Source organism: Faecalitalea cylindroides ATCC 27803, assembly GCF_000469305.1.
Lineage (GTDB): Bacteria > Bacillota_I > Bacilli_A > Erysipelotrichales > Erysipelotrichaceae > Faecalitalea > Faecalitalea cylindroides.
In genome coordinates this window covers 17,510-36,944 of the sequence record NZ_KI270964.1, presented here as the reverse complement: position 1 = coordinate 36,944, position 19,435 = coordinate 17,510, and the positions used below count along the sequence as shown (strand labels likewise).

Genomic DNA, 19,435 nt, shown 5'->3' with positions numbered 1-19,435 from the left:
GCAGGTGGTATGATTTGAGCTGGATAAAAGAAGAGGATATGCGAGCGATACGCCAACAGGCGGATATCGTTGATATCATGTCTAATTATCTAACATTGGAAAAAAAAGGAAAGAATTACAGAGCAATCTGTCCGTTTCACGATGATCACGATCCAAGTTTATCTATTTCTACAGATAAACAGATCTTTAAGTGTTTTGTATGTGGAACAGGAGGAAATGTATTTACTTTTGTACAAAAGATAGAAGAAATTTCTTTTCCGGAAGCTGTTGCCAAGGTAGCGCAGATGATAGGGTATCCATTAAAAATCAGTACGAATGGATTTGAAGCAAAGCCAAATGTAAATCAACCTTATTATGATGTTATGAATGATTATATCGCTTATACTCAATATGAGTTGAATGCTGCTACTGGTATGGCATGCCTTGAATATTGTCATAGACGAAATATCAACGAAGATATCATTAAGCGATTCCAAATCGGGTATGCTCCAGCACAGGAAAAGTCCTACCATTATTTAAAAGCTAAAAAATACAGTGATGAAATTTTGTTGGATACAGGTTTGATTCGTGAAGGAAATGATGGATACACTTCAACCTTCTTTGATCGTTTGATGATACCGATTCATGATGAAAATGGAAATCCAGTTGGATTTACAGCGCGTATCATTACAAATAAAGAGGGGGCTCCTAAATATATCAATACTTCACAAACAAAGATTTATGAAAAATCAAATCTTGTATTCAACTATCATCGAGCGAAAGATTTTGCTCGTAAAAAACATCGTTGTATCCTGGTTGAGGGAGCCATGGATGTCATTGCCTTGGAAAAAGCCGATATCCATGAAGGTGTTGCTTGTCTGGGAACAGCCTGTACGACAAATCAGATCAATTTATTGAAACGATTACAAGTTGGTATCGTGGTTTGTTATGATGGGGATAGAGCAGGTATGGATGCTACGTATAAATTCTCCAAGATGGCTTGTGAACATGGACTTCACTTTGTAATCGTAAACAACCGTACAAAGAAAGACCCGGATGAAATATTTGAAGAACAAGGGAAAGATGGTCTGGAAGCATTGATTTCCAAGACTGTTTCATATGTAGAATTTTTGTTTGGTTATCTGTTGACAAAGTACAACCTGGATAACTATGAAGATAAGAAAAAGTATGCTGAAGAGATTTATGATGCGATCAAGAAAACTTGTGATGAAGTCGAAAGCGCAACATATCTTTCACGCATAAAAACGCAGACAGGATTTGATTTTAGTGCTTTAACGCACGATCAAAAGCCGTCGGAGCGAAAACATACAAGTGCGCCTAGATCATATACGTATTTAGAAGCGCCTTTGCAGGGAAGATTGAAAGCAGAGCAATCATGCCTTGCCATGATGTTATTGTCAAAAGAAGCAGCAATGCGATTTAAAGATGAGATAGGTTTCTTTAAAGATGATCTATGCTCAAAATTGTCGCTTTACTGTTACGATATGTATCGAAGTAAAGATCGTCTGGATATGGATGGTCTGATAGCTTCGATCGATGAAGAAGAAGTTAGAAACTTTTTTATCAGTTTGATAGGAAATAGCTCTCTACCCGGAAAATATGATGAAGAATACTTCCAAGATTGTCTTATCAAGATCAAGGAATGTACGCTTAAAGAGCAGATTGACTTAATCAATCAAAAAATAGAGAGCATGCCTTCGGCTATGGAAAAGCTGAAATTAGCTTCTAAGAAAAATGAACTTATCGTGCAAAAAAATGCACTTAGAAGAAAGGATGGTTGATGTTATGACAAATTCCTTAACTGATGCTTTAAAAAACAAAAAGTTCGCCACTTTAGAAGATGCCAAAGAATATATTCTTGCGTGCCGCGATGCTGATGTTGAAGTATCACAAAATCAGTTTATAGAGTCTATTTCCCAGTTAGATTTATCAGATGATGACATGGATAAGTTGTTTGACTGGTGTGATGAAAATGAGATCTCTTTCATGGATCAACACGAGTTTGATATGGAAGAAGAAGTCATTGATGATGTGGATGAAGATCTAGATTCTAGAATTGATGATGCAGTCGATGAAAATTCCATCGAAGATGAAATTTCTCAGTTAGAGCAGACATTTGCCAATGCATCGCATACTAAGATCAATGATCCAGTAAAGATGTATTTAAAAGAAATTGGACAAATTCCATTGTTGGATCCAAAAGAAGAGCCAATCATTGCCAAGAGAATTCAAGATGGAGAAGCCGCAAAGAAAAAGTTGGAAGAACCAGATCTTGATATAGAAGAAAGAAAAAAACTTGCCAGTGTTGTTGCCGATGGAGAAGAGGCAAAACAAGTGTTGATCTCAAGTAACTTAAGACTTGTTGTTTCCATTGCCAAAAAATATGTTGGACGTGGTATGTTGTTCCTAGATTTGATTCAGGAAGGAAACTGTGGTTTGATCAAAGCGGTTGAAAAATTTGATTATACAAAAGGTTTTAAATTCTCTACATATGCAACTTGGTGGATTCGTCAGTCTATCACGCGTGCAATCGCCGATCAGGCAAGAACAATTCGTATTCCAGTGCATATGGTAGAAACGATCAATAAGCTTACAAGAATTCAACGTCAATTGGTACAGGATCTAGGAAGAGATCCATTACCGGAAGAAATTGCGGAAAAAATGGAAAATATCACAGCGGATAAAGTGCGTGAGATCCAGAAGATTGCTCTAGATCCAGTGAGCCTTGAAACACCGATTGGCGAAGAAGATGATTCTCATCTGGGTGATTTCATCGAAGATAAGGAAACTTTGTCTCCAGACGATTATACCAATAACCAGCTTTTAAAAGACGAAATCAATAACGTATTACAAGGTCTTACAGAACGTGAAGAAAAAGTATTGCGGTTACGTTTTGGTTTGATGGATGGAAGAACACGTACACTTGAAGAAGTTGGTAAAGAGTTCAATGTTACACGCGAACGAATTCGTCAGATTGAGGCAAAGGCATTACGTAAATTAAAACACCCAAATCGTTCTAAACGATTAAAAGACTTTGTTAAATCATGATATCTGTATCAAAACGATTACAGGCAATCGTTGATTGGATCGATGGGACGATTCTAGCTGATATTGGATGCGATCATGCTTATGTGGCCATTGAAGCAATTCGCCAAAAGAAGGTTTTAAAGGCTTATGCATGTGATATTGCTCAAGGACCATTGAACAATGCGAAAAAAACAATTGAAGAGCTTGGCTTGCAGGATAAGATTGAATGTGTCTTGATGGATGGAATTTCCGGACTTTCTTCAGAAGTTGATTTTGTGGTAATTGCGGGCATGGGGAGTAAGACCATTGAAATGATCCTTGATAATGGGGATTGTACAAATCGAACTTTTCTTTTGATGCCGCATAAAGATGAAGATTCTTTGCGAAAATATTGTATGGATCATCATCTGCGCATAGAAAAAGAGCGGATGATCCACGATGGAAATCATTATTATCCGCTCATGAAAGTTTCTCATGATCTAAAATCTACTCAAAGTTTGAATCAGACAGAAATATTTTATGGTAAAAATATGCAAAAAGATCAAGTGTTCTATGATTTTATGGAAAAAGAACAAAAGAAATGGTCTATGATCTATCAACAAATGCCGGAAGATAAAAGTGATTTAACTTTACAAAGATTAAAAGCCATCCAATCTTTATCTAAAAATTAATAACCCATCATTTCAAAACCACTCTCCTGTTTTAAGGGAATCTGGTGGACTGAGATGCTTTCAATATGGATCCTTGGTATCTTCTTCATAGATGCAACCAAGTGATCCATTTTTTCTTGTGATCCCTGCAATTCGCATTCGACACTTCCATCATAGTTGTTTTTTACCCATCCTCTTAAACCTAAATCTACTGCGCGTTTCCATACCTCCACACGAAAACCAACACCTTGAACGATACCGGTAAAGCGATAGTGTCTTCGTATAATGCTGTTATCTGTCATTATGACAGGTTGAGGTTCTTTTTTCTTTTTTCTAAAAAAATTCATGATATTGCTCCTTATCTGCATATTAATTCATTTTTCTTTACTATTCAATATATTCTGGGCATATCACAAGCTATTATTTAAAGATACAGGTATAATAAGAATATAGAACAAATGTTCTAAAGGAGAAAACATGAATAATTTAAAAAAAGATCTTGAGACATGTAATCAGACAATCATTGATAAACTGGAGACATTAAAACAAGATTCACTTACGACCAAGGACGAAATGAAATTGAAGGCAGAACTCGCAAAAGAAGAGGCCGAATACAATCTTGAAAAGTTTCAAGATAAGGCTGAAGCTGCCAAAGACAATTTAATTAGAGATGGAAAAAAAGAAGTGGAAAAACTTAAAGAAAAAGTATTACGATAGAAATACAACTGGTAGAAATACCAGTTTTCTTTTCGAATTGTTATAAAGAAATTAGATCAAATACCCTTTATTTTTTTAAAGATTTCTGTATAATAAAAACATCATGGAGAAAATCGAAGAGAATAGCGCCAGGACTGCTTGCAGTTGACGAGGACCAGATTTATCGAAAGATTCGGCGGGTGATCTGGAGGTTTGATACGACCTTAAAAGTATGACAAAAACAATCTGTGAAGGTTGAACAAATTCATATAGGTATCCTCCATGAATAAAAGTAAATGGAGGTTTTTTTATTATGTGTGGAATCACAGCTTTTACTGGGCAAACGAGTGCTTTGCCATTTTTGTTGCAGGGTCTTGAAAAACTAGAGTATAGAGGATATGACTCTGCGGGTGTTACCTTGGTGGATAGTCAAGGCCTTAATACGTATAAAGTTAAAGGTCGTTTAAGTGATCTTAAAGAGGAGCTCAAACATCAAGAGCATCATCAAAGTACAGGGATCGGACATACGCGCTGGGCAACGCATGGAATTCCCAGTCAACTGAATTCGCATCCTCATACCAATCGTTCTAATACGATCTCAATCGTTCATAATGGGATCATCGAAAATCATCAGGCAATTCGTAATTATTTAAAAGAAGTAGGCTATCCCTTTGTTTCACAGACAGACAGCGAATGTATCGTGCATTTGATTGATTATTATTATGAAGGGGATTTGCTAGAAGCAACCAGGCATGCCTTAAAATATCTTCAAGGTAGTTTTGCCTTATGTGTAGTATCACTTGATCATCCAGATCAGGTCATCGTTGCCAAAAAAGAAAGTCCAATGATCTTAGGACAGAATGATCAGGCAAGTTTTTGTGCCAGTGATATTCCTGCCATTCTGGAATACACAAAAGATGTGATCGTATTAGGTGATGATCAGCTGGCTGTTTTAAAACCAGGTTCTATTGAAATCATGGATTTTGATGGAACTTTGGTTGAGCTAAAAAAACAACATGTTCCTTATGATATAGCGGCGGCCCAAAAAGGTGGCTATGATACATTTATGGAAAAGGAAATCCATGAACAACCTTATGTAATACATGAAACACTGAGAATGTACATGGATCATACACAGATCAAGATCGATGAACTTGACAAGATGGATTGGCATTTTGAAGATTTTAATCGTGTTTATTTTATTGGCTGCGGAACAGCGTATCATGCTTGTTTGTATGCTCAATACTTATTTGACAAATGGCTGAATATTCCATCTTTTTGCATGCCAGCCAGTGAGTTTCGCTATGGTGATCCTAAACTGGACAAAAAATCATTATGTATCTTAGTAAGTCAATCAGGGGAAACAGCAGATACTTTGGCTGCTTTAAAGATGGCTAAAGAGAAAGGCTCTAAATCTATTGCGATCACAAATGTGCTTGGATCTACGATTTCAAGATTGGCTGATGTTACACTTTATACATGTGCAGGACCCGAAATTGCAGTTGCAAGCACCAAGGCTTATACGACACAGCTTGTTTTGTTATGTGTATTGATGATCCAATTGGCTCAAAAAATGAATTGTTCTATCTTGGATGTTGATTCTTTGTTGCAAGATCTACAGAACATGGATATGCATGTCGAAAAGATTCTTTCACAAAAAGAATTGATCAAAGATTTTTCAAGTTTGTTAAAAAATAAAAAAGATGCATATTTCATAGGTAGACAGTTGGATTATGTGAGTGTTTTGGAAGGAGCCCTTAAATTAAAAGAAATATCCTATATACATGCAGATGCCTACTATGCTGGAGAATTAAAACATGGACCTATTGCCTTAATTGAAAAAGGCAGCGTAGTTATCGCGTTAGCAATGCAGGAAAATGTGGCCGAAAAAACGCTTTCCAATATTGAAGAAACGATGGCTCGTGGAGCGCATGTGATCTTGATCACTTCCATGCAAAAAGTATCTTCTGATTATGACCATGTATTTAAGATCGATAATATTCATCCTTATTTGTCTTTGATACCTGTTACGATCGTGTTACAGTTAATTGCTTATTATGCAGCTTTACAGAATGAATGTGATGTTGATAAGCCTAGAAATTTAGCTAAATCTGTAACAGTCGAATAAATCATACACGTAGTTTTTATGCTACGTGTTTTTTTGTGAATATTGATTTTAAAAATAGAAGATTTCTTGTTATAATGTACGGGCAAAGGGGGAGTTTTTAGGTGACTTATTATCAAATCTTAAGACAACGCAGACTAGACCTTAAACTTTCCATCCAGGATGTGAGTTCGCAAACTCGTTTGGCTCCTGAGTACATTCAGGCAATTGAAATGAATAACCTGGAAGTTTTTTCGGATGATTTCTCCTTTGTTCGTTATTTTGTCCGAGCATATTGTGATGCGATCGGAGTTAACTGGCAAGCTGTTCAAGCTGAAGTTGATGCTAATATCAATGCATATGCACATCAACGGAACATGGCTTTAACGCAGGCTCAAAAACGTATGGTAGCTTCTATGCCTTCAGGGCAGGGAAGAAAGATAAAGAGAAGTAAACAGAGCAATTTTCAAAAAAGGATTACTCGTTTGTCACGAAATTTGAAATGGTCGCGAAAACGTTTGATCCGAGTAGGAATTATCGCAGGTGTTTTAATTTTTGGTTTGTTGTTTGTGGTAAATCTTGGATTAGACTATTATTCTTCGCAGCAGGCTTTGCAGGAAGAAGCAAATCGTAAAGCTGAATTAGCTGAAAAAGAAGCGGAGACAGAAAGATTAGCCCAACAAAGACAACAGGAGGCACAAAAAGAAGATATCGTAATAGAAAATACAAGTACAAATACATATACGATAACAAATGTTTTGGAAAATTCGACACCACTGGAATTAGAAATTACCCTACCTTTGGACAGTACAGTTGTTATTTATAACGATGGCGAAGTAATCACAGGGGATACAAGTACGATTTATAGTGATACTTTCAAGAAAGAAATCACCGTGGATAAAGAATGTACATTGGAAATTGAAATAGGTTCTTATTCAGGTAATCAGTTTTCTGTCAATGGCAATAATCTTGCCTTTGATGAAAACTACTGGTATCCGGGAGAACCCGCATATCTAGATATAATTATCAAAGCAAATGAACAAACAGGAGAGTGACGAGAATGAATTTGCCAAATAAGCTTACGATGGTAAGGATAGCCTTAGTACCGCTCGTAGTAATCGTATATCTTTGTATAGGTGATAATTTTTGGGTGATGGATGAAACAAGTGGATTAGCCTTTCGTGATGTTCTAGTTTTTATTATTTTTGCGACAGCATCTATAACAGATATGCTGGATGGGATGATTGCACGAAAATACCATTTGATTACTTCATTTGGAAAGTTTGTAGATCCTATTGCGGATAAATTGTTAGTAAATACTGTTTTGATCATGTTGGCTTACACACATCAAGCGAATATTATAGCGGTTCTATTGATGATTGCACGTGATTTGTTTGTGGATGGACTTCGAATGACAGCCGCTAGTCAGGGAAAAGTTGTAAGTGCAGGATTCTATGGAAAGCTTAAAACAGTGTTGCAGATGGTTGCAATCGTATTCTTGTTGTTGAAGAACTGGCCTTTCTCATATCTCGGATTACCTGTAGACCAGATTCTATTGTGGGCTGCAACTTTAGCTTCTTTATATAGTGGATATATTTATTTTATGAAATTAAAGAAGTATATTTTGGAGTCTATGTAATGCAAACAGCTAAAGATCTTATCGAACTTTGTAAAGACAAACATGTAACAGTTTCCAGCTGTGAAAGTTTGACGGCAGGCCTTTTTACCAGTACGCTTGCTTCTATACCGGGAGCTAGTGCTGTATTAAAAGGTGGCTTTGTAACGTATTTTACAGAAATGAAACAAGTGATGGCACATGTAGAGAAAGATTTGATTGATACATTTGGTGTTGTTTCTGGAGAATGTGCAAAACAAATGGCACAAAATACTAGAGAGATCACACAGAGTGACTATTGTGTTTCTTTTACAGGAAATGCAGGTCCAGATACAATGGAAGATAAACCGGCAGGTTGTGTTTTTTGTGCTATCGCATCAAAAGATGCAGTAAAAGTTTATCATTTCCAATATCAAGGTTTAGAACGAAATGAATTAAGAATGCAGGTTGTCCAAGATATGATCAACAATCTTGCAGAAATCATAATGAAGGAGTAATTATGGCAAAAGCAGAATCAAAAGATAAATTATTAGAAGATGTCTTAACAGAAATTGAACGTGAATATGGTAAAGGTTCTATTATGAAGCTTGGAGATCGAGCTGCAGTGGATGTAGAACCGATTCCTTCTGGAAGTCTTTTATTAGACCAGGCTTTAGGAATTGGTGGATACCCTAAAGGAAGGATCATTGAAATTTTTGGTCCTGAATCCAGTGGTAAGACAACTCTGGCTCTTCATGCGATCGCACAAGTTCAAAAGAAAGGTGGACGTGCAGCTTTTATCGATGCAGAAAATGCTATCGACCCTGTGTATGCACGTAATCTGGGTGTAGATATTGATGAATTGATCTTATCGCAACCCGATTCAGGTGAGCAGGGACTTAACATCATGTTGATGTTAATTGACAGTGGTGCTGTAGATCTAGTTGTCGTGGATAGTGTTGCAGCATTGGTTCCTCAAGCAGAATTGGATGGAGAAATGGGAGATCTTCAAGTTGGAAGCCAGGCTCGTATGATGTCCAAAGCTATGCGTAAGCTTGCCGGCTTGATGAATCATAATGAATGTACGGCAATCTTCATCAACCAGCTTCGTGAAAAAGTTGGCGTTGTATATGGTAATCCGGAAACAACACCAGGCGGACGTGCCTTAAAATTCTATTCTTCGGTACGTATTGATATACGTAAAGCCGATGCGATCAAGAATGGAACCGATATTGTCGGAAATAAAGTGAAAGTAAAAGTTGTCAAAAATAAGGTGGCTCCTCCATTCAAGAGCGCGGTTTTGGAAATTATGTATGGAGAGGGAATCTCATATGTTTCTGAATTGATCGATCTTTGCGTTGATGCCAATATCATCAAAAAAGCTGGTGCGTGGTTTAGCTATGAAGGTGAAAAGATTGGACAAGGGAAAGAAGCAGCTAAACAATACATCAAGAACAATCCAGATTTTATGAGCATGCTGGAAGAAAAATTAAAAGCTTATCAAAACAGTGAGAAAGAAGAATAAGCTAATACGCGAGAAAATCATCAAGGTTTTCTCTTTTTTTATTTCTTTATTGCATGATATAATAAAAAAAATGAGGAATTTTTATGGCAAGATTAAAAAATAACCTATATAAACCAATGAATGTAGATGAATTAAAAGACCCGGTCGTTTTTGTTGTTGATATGGTCAACGGCTTTGTTAAAGAGGGAGCTTTGGCTGATCCTGCAATTATGTCTATTGCAGAAGGTCAAAAGAAATTAATGGATCAATTAGAATGTCGCAATGTATTTGTATGCGATACCCATCCTCCAAAGACAAGAGAATTTTTATCGTATCCACAACATTGTATGATTGGAACAAAAGAAGCTGAAGTAATTGATGAATTAAAAGATCACATCAAAAGGATCATTCACAAAAATAGTACGAACACATTTGTAGCTCCTGAATTTCAGGAATTCTTGCAGGATGAGTGTTCTCGTTATAAAGATTTGATTATTGTAGGCTGTTGCACGGATCTTTGCATTTTACAGTTTGCGCTCTCTTTGCAAAGTTATTTGAATGAGCATAATCATTGTGAACAAAGAGTCATTGTTCCAGCTAATCTAGTTGAAACATATCATGTCGAAGATATACATGATGCTTATTTTTGGAATGATGTAAGCTTAAAAAATATGGCGACAAATGGAATTCTGGTCGTCTCAGAAATTAGAGGATGAAATTATGAAGGAAACTAGAAATTTATCACTTGTAATGGATTTTTATGAACTGACCATGAGTCAGTGTTATTTTAATTTAGATAAAAATCGTGAAGTTGTGTTTGATTTATTTTATAGACATAACCCAGAAGATGGAGGCTTGTGTATCTTTGCAGGGTTAGAGCAAGTTATTGAATATGTAAAAAATTTGCATTTTGAAAAAGAAGAAATTGAATATTTGCGTTCCTTGAACCAGTTCACAGATGAATTTTTAGAATATTTATCGACTGTTCGTTTTACAGGAGATATTTATGCGATTCCAGAAGGGACTCCGGTTTTCCCTTATGAACCATTGGTGCGCGTAAAAGCACCGATCATTGAAGCACAGCTTGTAGAAACGGCTTTATTACTGGCATTAAATCATCAAACTTTGATTGCGACCAAGGCGCGTCGTATCGTACAGGCCAGTGATGGAAGAGCTGTTATGGAATTTGGGGCAAGAAGAGCACATAACTTTGATGCGGCAATTTATGGAGCTAGAGCAGCATATATCGTAGGTTGTGCTGGAAGTGCAACGACATATGCCGGAAAAGAATATGGTCTTCCTGTATTGGGAACCATGGCACATTCTTTTATTCAGAGCTTTGATAGTGAATATGATGCTTTCTTATATTATGCGAAAACTTATCCGGAAAGTTGTACCTTGTTGATTGATACATACAGTACATTAAAATCAGGTATCAAAAATGCAATCAAAGTTGCCAAAGATTATCTAGAGCCAAATGGTTATCGTTTAAAAGGTGTTCGTATTGACTCTGGAGATATGGCTTATCTTTCAAAAAAGGTACGTAAAGAATTAGATGCAGCAGGACTTGAGGATTGTCAAATCGTTGTCAGCAACTCTTTAGATGAATATGTCATTACTTCTTTGATTCACCAGCAGGGTGCTAAAATCGATTCTTTTGGTGTAGGAGAAAACTTAATCTGTTCAAAAAATTCACCTGTTTTTGGTGGTGTTTATAAATTAGTTGCGATCGAAAAAGATGGTAAGATCATTCCTAAGATCAAGATCAGCGATAACGTTGAAAAAGTTACAAATCCAGGACTTAAGAAGTTGTATCGCATCATTGATAAAGAAACAAATATGGCACAAGCTGATTTAATGGCTTTATGGGATGAGGAGTTGGATGAATCAAAAGATCTTACGATTTACCACCCTATGTCTCGATGGAAATATAAAGTTATTCCAGCAGGATCTTATATCTTAAAAGAATTATTAGTTCCAATCTTTATTAGAGGTGAACAAGTGTATGAAGAACCTACTCTTGATGAGATTCGTGCTTATTGTGCAGAACAGTTAGAGTATATTTGGGAGGAAATCAAACGTTTTGAATATCCTCAGGAGTATTATGTAGATCTAACAGAAAAACTATTAACATTGAAATTAGAAATGTTAAATGAATATAAGTAAAAAGAGCCGATGGCTCTTTTTAAATTAGCTTATCTTCTAAAGCATCATCAATTAAAGTAAAAATACATTCTTCCATGATTCCGTCATACAGCATTCTATGCTTGCCACCTTCAATATAGATCAAACGTTTTTTACCGGGAATATTTGAATAAATATTTTTTGAGCTTTCAACCGGAATCACTTCATCTTTTGTTCCATGAAAAATTGTAACGGGACAGTCGATATGATAAATAGATTCTTTGTATTGATTTATGATCGTTTGAAAGGCTTTGGTTTGTGATGCAGATGGAACACTGACACTCTTTTTAGCTAGATTCTTAACTATCTTGATGCCATGGTTTGTGATATTGGCTAAATCAAGATATTGAAAAGCAGGTGCAACAAGGATCAAGGATCTTACATGATAGATGCTTGCTAGATAACTGGCAATGACGCCTCCCATGGAAAAGCCAAGAAGGATAATTTCCTGGTCTTTATATTCATGAATTTTTTCTTCTGCTTTTTTGATCCATGTTTCGTAATTATCGTCGTGAGGATCATAGGGGTCATACATATCAAATTGAATGATTTGATACTTTTTCTTGTCGATGTGTTTTGCCAAAGGATCAAATTCATGTTGGACATTTTTTCCAAAGCCATGGATCGTTATGATTACTTTCTGTTTCTTTTTAAAGAATAACATGTATTACCACCTCATTATGATATAATTATAGAAGAAAAGGGGAAATCATGAAAGCGACACTTATAATAAAAAATATTGAAAGTTTATATACCTGTGATAAAGATTTTACGGTATATAAGCATGCATTTATCGCATGTCATCATGATAAGATCATTGATCTAGGTGTGCATGACTATAAAAAATGGATCGACAGCGCAACCCGTGTTTTAGATGCCTGTGGTGAAACGGTAATACCAGCATTTATCGATTGTAATTTTGAGGGGTTTTCTAAGGTGCGTTTAGGGGATCAATTACGAGAGAATAATTCAGCATTGTATGCCATGAAAACAAATGGAATCTTAACAATTTTATCAGATAAAAAAAGAATTCAAAAAAAAGAACTTACGCAGGATGTCTTTGTTCGAAAACAAGAAAGTAAGTATCCTATTATTGAAAGAGAGCAGGATTTTCATGAATTAAAACCACAAAAGTTTATCGTGTCGTGTGGTTTTGGTAAGCCAAATTCATATGTATATAGTTTTCAACATTTGGCATATATTCTATTTAATATGTATAAAGTGGACTTAAGAACTTTGTTGGAATCTATGACAAGTTTACCCGCTAAGACATTTGGCTTAAGTGATAGAGGAAGCTTGGAGAAGGGTAAACTAGCAGATATTTTAATATTACAGGTTCCCACAATGGAACATTATTATCAAACATTGGGGCGTCCTTTGATTCATAGGATGATCAAAAATGGAATTCCTTTTTATCCAAATTGGATTGTTTGTTGAAAATTTTATGAAAAATTTTCAGAAAACGTTTGACATATATTTTTTTTGTTGGTAAAATCTTACCATAAATACAAAATGATGAAGAAAAGAAGAGTACTTTAAGAAGTTTTTTAGAAGAGAGTCCTTGTATGCTGAAAGAGGATAAAAACAGCTTATTGGAACATGGTCTTGGAGTCGCATGATCGAGAGTGTAGGTCATGACGGGGTCGCCCGTTATAGCGATAGAGTATGATGGTACTCGATGAGGCAAAACAAGTGATTGTTTTGTGAAAATAGGTGGTAACACGTAAGTTCAACTTTCGTCCTATAGCAGGATGAAAGTTTTTTTATTTATAGAAAGGGATGGTTTGCTTGATAAATCTTAAACATATCACCAAGACATTCAATACTAAAGATGGTGATGTACATGCGGTTAAAGATGTAAGCTTACAGATTGATGAAGGACAGATTTATGGAATCATCGGTTTTTCCGGAGCTGGAAAATCGACACTGGTTCGATGCATCAATTTATTGGAAAAACCGGAACATGGCGAAGTGATTTTTGATGGTAAAGATTTATTAAAGATCACAGAAAAAGAACTTCGTATAGAACGTCAAAAAATGGGAATGATCTTCCAGCATTTTAATTTGATGAAATCAAGAACGGTTTATGAAAATATAGCATTTCCACTAAGACATCTAAAAATGGATAAAGAACAGATTGATAAAAGAGTCATGGAACTTCTTGAATTGATTGATTTAGTAGAAAGAAAAGACTCATATCCAAGTCAATTATCAGGAGGGCAGAAACAACGTGTTGCGATTGCCAGAGCTTTAGCTACAAAGCCTAAGGTCTTGTTATGTGATGAAGCAACAAGTGCTCTAGATCCACACACAACACAAAGCATTCTTCAATTGATCAAAAAGATCAATAAGGAATTAAAGCTAACGGTTGTTATGATCACACATGAAATGGCTGTAGTCAAAGAAATTTGTGATCGTGTTGCGGTAATGGAAAATGGACGTGTTGTTGAGGAAGGTGACATTGTTACTGTATTTGCACATCCACAGATGCCAGTCACAAAGAATTTTATCAATACGACGAATAACTTAGGAAAGATCGATGAATTGATCGAGGCAAACAATCCATTGGTTCAAATCAATGAGAATCAACAAATTATCAAGCTTCAATATCAAAGTGGAAATACTTCAGAAGCTTTGATTTCTAAGATTTCAAGAGATTTCAATGTTGACTGTTCCATCATATTTGGAAATGTCGAAGTTGTAAAAGACAGTCCAATTGGAACTTTGATAACGATCTTTACAGGAGATCATGAAAACATCAAGAAAGCTTTACAGATGTGTAGAGATAATGATGTTGTTGTGGAGGTGATGAAGAAATGATGGATTTTATCATTCGGATCATGCCTAATGTCGTAGATCGTTTTGATGTATTTGTAGAATCAATTTATGAAACATTATTGATGATCTTGATCAGTGGCTCTATAGCACTGATCTTGGGTTTGATTTTTGGAACAATCTTAGTTGTTACTCGACCGGGTGATATTTTGGAAAATAAAGCGGTTTATACAGTTTTAGGAAAAATTGTAGATTTATTCCGTGCAGCTCCATTTATTATCTTAGCGATGATATTAACACCCTTATCTCAATTGATCATGGGTACTTCTATTGGTTTAAAAGGTGCGTATATACCTTTGATCATAGGAACTGCTCCATTCTGTGCTAGACAAATGGAACAGGCCTTATCGGAGATTGATAGAGGTTTAGTAGAAGCAAGTCAATCTATGGGATTTGGCCCATTTGAAATTATTTGGAAAGTGTATCTAAGAGAAAGTATTCCAAGCATTATTCGAGGGTTTACGATTACATTAATTTCTATGATTGGTTTGACGGCAATTCTAGGTGTTACAGGTAGTGGTGGCTTAGGTGTTTTCTGTATCAATTATGGATATAATCAATATAATTATGACATTTTATGGGTTAGCTTAGCCATTCTAGTTTTATTAACAATCTTGGTTCAAGGAATTGGAAATTTCTTGGCAAGGAAAACAACACATTAGGTTTCGATACTTATTATAATTATAAGTAAGAAATAAATATTAAATAGGAGGAAAAGAAAAATGAATACAAAATTTGTAAAAGGATTATTAGCATGTGCATTGGTTGCAGCACCATTAACAGGCTGCTCATCAGGATCAGGAGACGATGCAGCAGAAGACAAAACAATTACAATTGGAGCAAGTGTTACACCACATGCAGAAATCATCAACAACATCGTTCCAGATCTTGAAGAATTAGGGTATACAGTAGAAGTGGTTGAATTCTCTGATTATGTAAAACCAAATCAAGCATTGTATGAAGGTGAACTTGATTGTAACTATTTCCAACATACACCATATCTAGAAGACTGGGTAGCAAACAATTGTGAAAATGAAGATGATTTAGTGAGCGCTGCAAAGATTCACTTTGAACCACTAGGAATTTATTCTTCAAAACACACAGATGTAAGTGATGTACCAGATGGAGCACAAATTGCTGTGCCAAACGATACAACTAATGAGGCAAGAGCATTGCAGCTTTTACAAGCACAAGGAATTATTACTTTGGCAGAAGGCAAAGGATTGGAAGCTACAAAGGCTGATATCGTTGAAAATCCATATAATGTAGAAATCGTTGAACTTGCAGCTGAAGTTGTTCCTACAAAACTAAATGAAGTTGATTTCGCAATCGCAAATGGTAATAACGCTTTAAATGCAGATATCACAGATTATTTGTTGGTAACTGAATCAACTGATTCTGAAGCAGCAGATCAATACGCAAATGTTATCGCAGTACGTAAAGGTGATGAAGATTCTCAGAAAATTCAGGATCTATTATCTGTATTAGAAACACAGAAAACAGTAGATTTCATCGAAGAAAACTATAATGGCGTAGTTGTTCCAGTATTCGAAGTTAAATAGTTTATAGTATAATAAAAAGGTCGAAAGACCTTTTTATTTTGGAGGGTTTAAATGAAATCTATCATAGATGCAATCAACTTAGAAAAAGAGCTACATCCCCAGGCAACCAGTCAAGATATATCAAAATTAATATATCAAGCATGTTTTGGTAATGGTCATATGATTACTTCTGTTAAAGATTGTCTAGATCAATTGAAGCAGGAAGTAGTCCAGGATAACTCTAAGCCATCAATACAAAATATAGGGAATGGATATGTTAGAGTTAGCTGTAGTGCTATGAAAAAAAAGGAAGAATTATATAATCTATTGTTTGTGCATAGCTCAAAACAAGATCCAGATACTAAGCTTTATCAAAGTTTATTAATGAAATATGATCTTCAGCCTTCTGATAATCTACATCATTCAAAAGTATATGTTGATACTTACGATCCGCATTATCGCATCATTAAAAAAGAATATATAGATTATATTAAAGGGATAGAATTTGTATATAGACAAATTCAAAATAATGAAAGAACTCTAATTTGTATTGAAGGACCCTGTGCAAGTGGAAAAACAACGTTTTCAAACATTCTTCATGAATTGTTTTTATTAACTATTTTTCATATGGATGATTATTTTCTCCAACCATTTCAACGTGTGCCAGAACGCCTGGAAGAAATTGGCGGGAATGTGGATTATGAAAGAGTGAAAAAAGAAATTTTTGATCTATGGTCTAAACAAGAGAACATTGTCTATCAAAGATATAACTGTCAAACATTAGAGTTAGAAGAACCAATTCACGTTCCTTATAGAGATATTATGGTGATTGAAGGAAGTTATAGTTGTCATCCCTATTTTAAAGAGTTTGATACCAGGAAGATTTGGATCGATCTAGATTCAGAAGAACAAATAAACAGACTTGAAAAGCGTTCAAAGAATTTACTTGAACGTTTTATCAAGGAATGGATTCCTAAAGAAAATGCATATTTTAAAAAATATGATATAAAATCTACATGTGATGTAATAATCTAAGAAAAAAGACCAATCACGATCATGAAGGGAGTGAAAGGTCTTTTTTATCAGTTAGTCTTTTGTCCATCTTCCAAAGATTCCACAAGGAAGAATACTGTTGTTGTAGGTAACAGGAAGAAGGTTTTCTCCAGTTTCAATGTTTCCTGGATGTGATGGCAATAAAGAACGAGATAATACTTCTTCTAATGTTTTACAACTAAAACCAGTGGTATAACAGTTTACTAAGAAGAATAAGGCATCTTTATCAAGGATCTTTTGACATTCATCAACAAGTTCATATAGTTGATCTTCTAGTTTCCATAATTCTTGTTTAGGTCCTCGACCATAACTAGGTGGATCCATAATGATTCCATGATATGTTCTTTGTCGTCTTTGTTCTCTTTTGACAAATTTTAAGCAGTCTTCAACGATGAAACGAATTGTGTTATTTTCTAGATGATTTAGCTCCATGTTTTCTTTAGCCCATTGAATCATACCTTTAGCAGCATCGACGTGGACAACTTCTTTTGCTCCGGCTTTAGAACAGGCGATCGTAGCCCCGCCTGTATAGGCAAATAGATTCAAAACACGTATATCATCACGTTTTGAATTGCGAATTTTATTCATTACAAAATCCCAGTTCGCAGCTTGTTCAGGGAATAATCCAGTATGTTTAAAACCAGTTGGACTAATTTTAAAGCGCAATTCTTTATAACCGATTGTCCAAAATTCTTTGATTGGGTGTTTTGTTTCCCAGTGGCCTCCTCCGGATTTTGAACGATGATAAATCGCATCAACATTGTTCCATTTTGATTCGTCTTCAATAGGCCAGATACAAACAGGATCTGGTCTTCTTAAAATTGTCTTGTTCCATCTTTCGAGTTTTTCTTTATTTCCTGTATCTATGACTTCATAATCTTTCCAGTCTTTACTAATTTGATTCATGACTGTATTATACATTATTATAGAAAAATTGTGTTAAAATATTTTCGCAAATGAAAAGGGGGTCTTTTACATGTATGTTTCTATGATTTGTAAAGATCGTAATGAAAAAGAAAAAAATGAATTATATCAAGTTCTAGGCTTATTGGCGCAAAGAGAACAGGTTCAGATTGAAGATCGTGGTGATGTGGTTGAGATGATCGTATGCCCACAAGGTAAGATCGTTATTTCCGAAGATGGAGAGGATATGATCATTCATGCCAATACAAGACATGCAGGAGCTGGTTTCCACGCCTTTGTCGTAGATATTTGTAAGGATATTCAAGAAGAAGTGCCAGGAGAATATGAATTGGTAGACGATCTTGAATTTAGTGAAGATGAAGATTTTCATCGTCTTCACCATGTGTATGAAGATGAGCTTGAGTATTTAAGAAATGCTTTATTGACAAATGATTTGTTGAAAACGCAGAATTATTTGTATGAAGAAACATTCTTCTTACCTATTGAAAAGAAAGATCGTATATTTACCAGTATTGGAGATATCGATACGAAAGAATTTAGAGAGATGCATTTACATGATTTGATGGATAACTTCTATATCTGGAATAATTTTGATCGTGATGCACAATTCTTTAAAAACTGTGCTTTGGTTCTTCTTTCTAAAGAAGGTGTTGGTCGATATACAATGATGAATGATCAGACACAAAAACATGCGAATACGATTTGTGATTATATTGAATTAGCGTATAAACAAGATGACAGTATTCCTCTTCCAGTTAACGAATATAACTATTTATGTGATATGTTACAAAGGGAAAAACTTTTAAACGATGCGGTACCTATGGAGGAAGAAGTCATTCAATATAAAACAAAAGAAGTCTATCATTTATTCCAGGATGCGAAAGTAGTAGCCGATGGAGCAAGTGAAAGAAGTTTTGATCCTGTAAATAATGCACTTTGTTTGATGTCTCCTTATGAAGATGATGCACATTGGGCATGGTTGATTCAGGCTTCAAAAGAACCACATATTTGTTCATATCTAAATGAACTGGAAGAAGTCAAGCCAATTGTATATCATGGTAAGACAATTCAAATACTGGATAAAGAAGAGGATGGAATCTATAAAATAGAAGCAAAATTAATGCAGGATGAACGTGCTCTATATTTTCATATTACATATGCCGATAAAAAAGATGAGAATTATTTAAAACAATGCATCAAAGAGAGTTGTTTTCAAGATTTAGGATAGCTAAAAAGCTATCCTATTTCATTAAATAATAATTAATTAATGATAAACATTAAATAATTATTGAAAAACATATTTGCTTCTGTATAATATAAGTA

General features: G+C 35.2%; 20 protein-coding genes and 1 other annotated feature. Of the genes, 17 read left to right on the top strand and 3 right to left on the bottom strand.

The annotated features are described in order from the left end of the window. Positions 1-14 precede the first annotated feature (14 nt). The 3 genes from dnaG to HMPREF0367_RS01285 are packed head-to-tail and all read left to right on the top strand — an operon-like array spanning position 15 to position 3,698. Entirely contained in the window at positions 15-1,781 is a 1,767-nt protein-coding gene (gene dnaG / locus HMPREF0367_RS01295) for a DNA primase (RefSeq protein WP_035400381.1), read from the top strand. 4 nt (positions 1,782-1,785) lie between these two features. Next, positions 1,786-3,048 (top strand): RNA polymerase sigma factor RpoD, encoded by a 1,263-nt coding sequence (gene rpoD, locus HMPREF0367_RS01290; RefSeq protein WP_035400456.1) that lies wholly within the window; start codon positions 1,786-1,788, stop codon positions 3,046-3,048. After that, entirely contained in the window at positions 3,045-3,698 is a 654-nt protein-coding gene (locus HMPREF0367_RS01285) for a class I SAM-dependent methyltransferase (protein ID WP_035400378.1), read from the top strand. The genes rpoD and HMPREF0367_RS01285 overlap by 4 nt, the downstream gene beginning before the upstream one ends. Here HMPREF0367_RS01285 and HMPREF0367_RS01280 read toward each other — a convergent pair. Next, on the bottom strand, positions 3,695-4,024 hold the full coding sequence (locus HMPREF0367_RS01280; RefSeq protein WP_206383605.1) for an acylphosphatase: 330 nt from the start codon (positions 4,022-4,024) through the stop codon (positions 3,695-3,697). The two genes, HMPREF0367_RS01285 and HMPREF0367_RS01280, sit on opposite strands and share 4 nt — an antisense overlap. Positions 4,025-4,154: 130 nt before the next feature. Between HMPREF0367_RS01280 and HMPREF0367_RS01275 the strand changes: the two genes are divergently transcribed. From HMPREF0367_RS01275 to HMPREF0367_RS01240, 8 genes are all read left to right on the top strand, one after another. Continuing rightward, positions 4,155-4,394, top strand: coding sequence for a hypothetical protein (locus HMPREF0367_RS01275; protein ID WP_035400375.1), 240 nt, complete (start codon positions 4,155-4,157; stop codon positions 4,392-4,394). A 292-nt stretch (positions 4,395-4,686) separates the two neighbouring features. After that, positions 4,687-6,501 carry a glutamine--fructose-6-phosphate transaminase (isomerizing) gene (glmS, locus tag HMPREF0367_RS01270; protein ID WP_022356233.1) on the top strand — a complete coding sequence of 605 codons (1,815 nt, stop codon included), beginning with the start codon at positions 4,687-4,689 and terminating at the stop codon, positions 6,499-6,501. A gap of 101 nt (positions 6,502-6,602) precedes the next feature. After that, positions 6,603-7,532, top strand: a complete 930-nt coding sequence (locus tag HMPREF0367_RS01265) for a helix-turn-helix domain-containing protein (protein WP_035400373.1) — start codon at positions 6,603-6,605, stop codon at positions 7,530-7,532. Between the two features lie 5 nt (positions 7,533-7,537). Beyond that, a complete protein-coding gene (gene pgsA, locus HMPREF0367_RS01260; RefSeq protein ID WP_022356231.1) occupies positions 7,538-8,116 on the top strand; it encodes a CDP-diacylglycerol--glycerol-3-phosphate 3-phosphatidyltransferase in 579 nt (192 codons plus the stop codon). After that, the gene (locus HMPREF0367_RS01255; protein WP_035400369.1) at positions 8,116-8,589 is read left to right on the top strand and encodes a CinA family protein; all 474 of its coding nucleotides are present in this window, start codon (positions 8,116-8,118) and stop codon (positions 8,587-8,589) included. The genes pgsA and HMPREF0367_RS01255 overlap by 1 nt, the downstream gene beginning before the upstream one ends. 2 nt (positions 8,590-8,591) lie before the next feature. After that, positions 8,592-9,596, top strand: coding sequence for a recombinase RecA (gene recA / locus HMPREF0367_RS01250; protein WP_015535321.1), 1,005 nt, complete (start codon positions 8,592-8,594; stop codon positions 9,594-9,596). An 83-nt stretch (positions 9,597-9,679) separates the two neighbouring features. After that, complete coding sequence (locus HMPREF0367_RS01245) at positions 9,680-10,291, top strand: cysteine hydrolase family protein (protein WP_035400366.1); 612 nt, start codon at positions 9,680-9,682, stop codon at positions 10,289-10,291. A 4-nt stretch (positions 10,292-10,295) separates the two neighbouring features. Continuing rightward, positions 10,296-11,741: a nicotinate phosphoribosyltransferase gene (locus HMPREF0367_RS01240; protein ID WP_035400363.1), complete on the top strand. Its 1,446-nt coding sequence runs from the start codon at positions 10,296-10,298 to the stop codon at positions 11,739-11,741. A 19-nt stretch (positions 11,742-11,760) separates the two neighbouring features. On the opposite strand, the gene HMPREF0367_RS01235 is transcribed toward HMPREF0367_RS01240, so the two are convergent. After that, positions 11,761-12,423, bottom strand: a complete 663-nt coding sequence (locus HMPREF0367_RS01235; protein WP_015535320.1) for an alpha/beta hydrolase — start codon at positions 12,421-12,423, stop codon at positions 11,761-11,763. Between the two features lie 47 nt (positions 12,424-12,470). On the opposite strand from HMPREF0367_RS01235, the gene HMPREF0367_RS01230 reads away from it, so the two are divergent. From HMPREF0367_RS01230 to HMPREF0367_RS09950, 5 genes are all read left to right on the top strand, one after another. After that, a complete protein-coding gene (locus HMPREF0367_RS01230) occupies positions 12,471-13,196 on the top strand; it encodes an amidohydrolase family protein (protein WP_022356226.1) in 726 nt (241 codons plus the stop codon). Positions 13,197-13,268: 72 nt separating this feature from the next. Beyond that, positions 13,269-13,506: a binding site (T-box leader), on the top strand. Between the two features lie 41 nt (positions 13,507-13,547). Continuing rightward, positions 13,548-14,579 carry a methionine ABC transporter ATP-binding protein gene (locus HMPREF0367_RS01225; protein WP_035400451.1) on the top strand — a complete coding sequence of 344 codons (1,032 nt, stop codon included), beginning with the start codon at positions 13,548-13,550 and terminating at the stop codon, positions 14,577-14,579. Beyond that, positions 14,576-15,256: a methionine ABC transporter permease gene (locus HMPREF0367_RS01220; RefSeq protein WP_022356224.1), complete on the top strand. Its 681-nt coding sequence runs from the start codon at positions 14,576-14,578 to the stop codon at positions 15,254-15,256. Before HMPREF0367_RS01225 ends, HMPREF0367_RS01220 begins: the two co-directional genes overlap by 4 nt. A 60-nt stretch (positions 15,257-15,316) precedes the next feature. Further along, positions 15,317-16,156: a MetQ/NlpA family ABC transporter substrate-binding protein gene (locus tag HMPREF0367_RS01215; protein WP_035400361.1), complete on the top strand. Its 840-nt coding sequence runs from the start codon at positions 15,317-15,319 to the stop codon at positions 16,154-16,156. Between the two features lie 51 nt (positions 16,157-16,207). Further along, positions 16,208-17,170 carry a uridine kinase family protein gene (locus HMPREF0367_RS09950; RefSeq protein ID WP_051335114.1) on the top strand — a complete coding sequence of 321 codons (963 nt, stop codon included), beginning with the start codon at positions 16,208-16,210 and terminating at the stop codon, positions 17,168-17,170. Positions 17,171-17,221: 51 nt separating this feature from the next. On the opposite strand, the gene HMPREF0367_RS01205 is transcribed toward HMPREF0367_RS09950, so the two are convergent. After that, the gene (locus HMPREF0367_RS01205) at positions 17,222-18,094 is read right to left on the bottom strand and encodes a class I SAM-dependent methyltransferase (RefSeq protein ID WP_035400447.1); all 873 of its coding nucleotides are present in this window, start codon (positions 18,092-18,094) and stop codon (positions 17,222-17,224) included. Positions 18,095-18,164: 70 nt separating this feature from the next. Here HMPREF0367_RS01205 and HMPREF0367_RS01200 point away from each other — a divergent pair, with 70 nt between their 5' ends. Beyond that, the gene (locus HMPREF0367_RS01200; protein WP_035400360.1) at positions 18,165-19,340 is read left to right on the top strand and encodes a hypothetical protein; all 1,176 of its coding nucleotides are present in this window, start codon (positions 18,165-18,167) and stop codon (positions 19,338-19,340) included. The last annotated feature ends 95 nt before the right edge of the window (positions 19,341-19,435 follow it).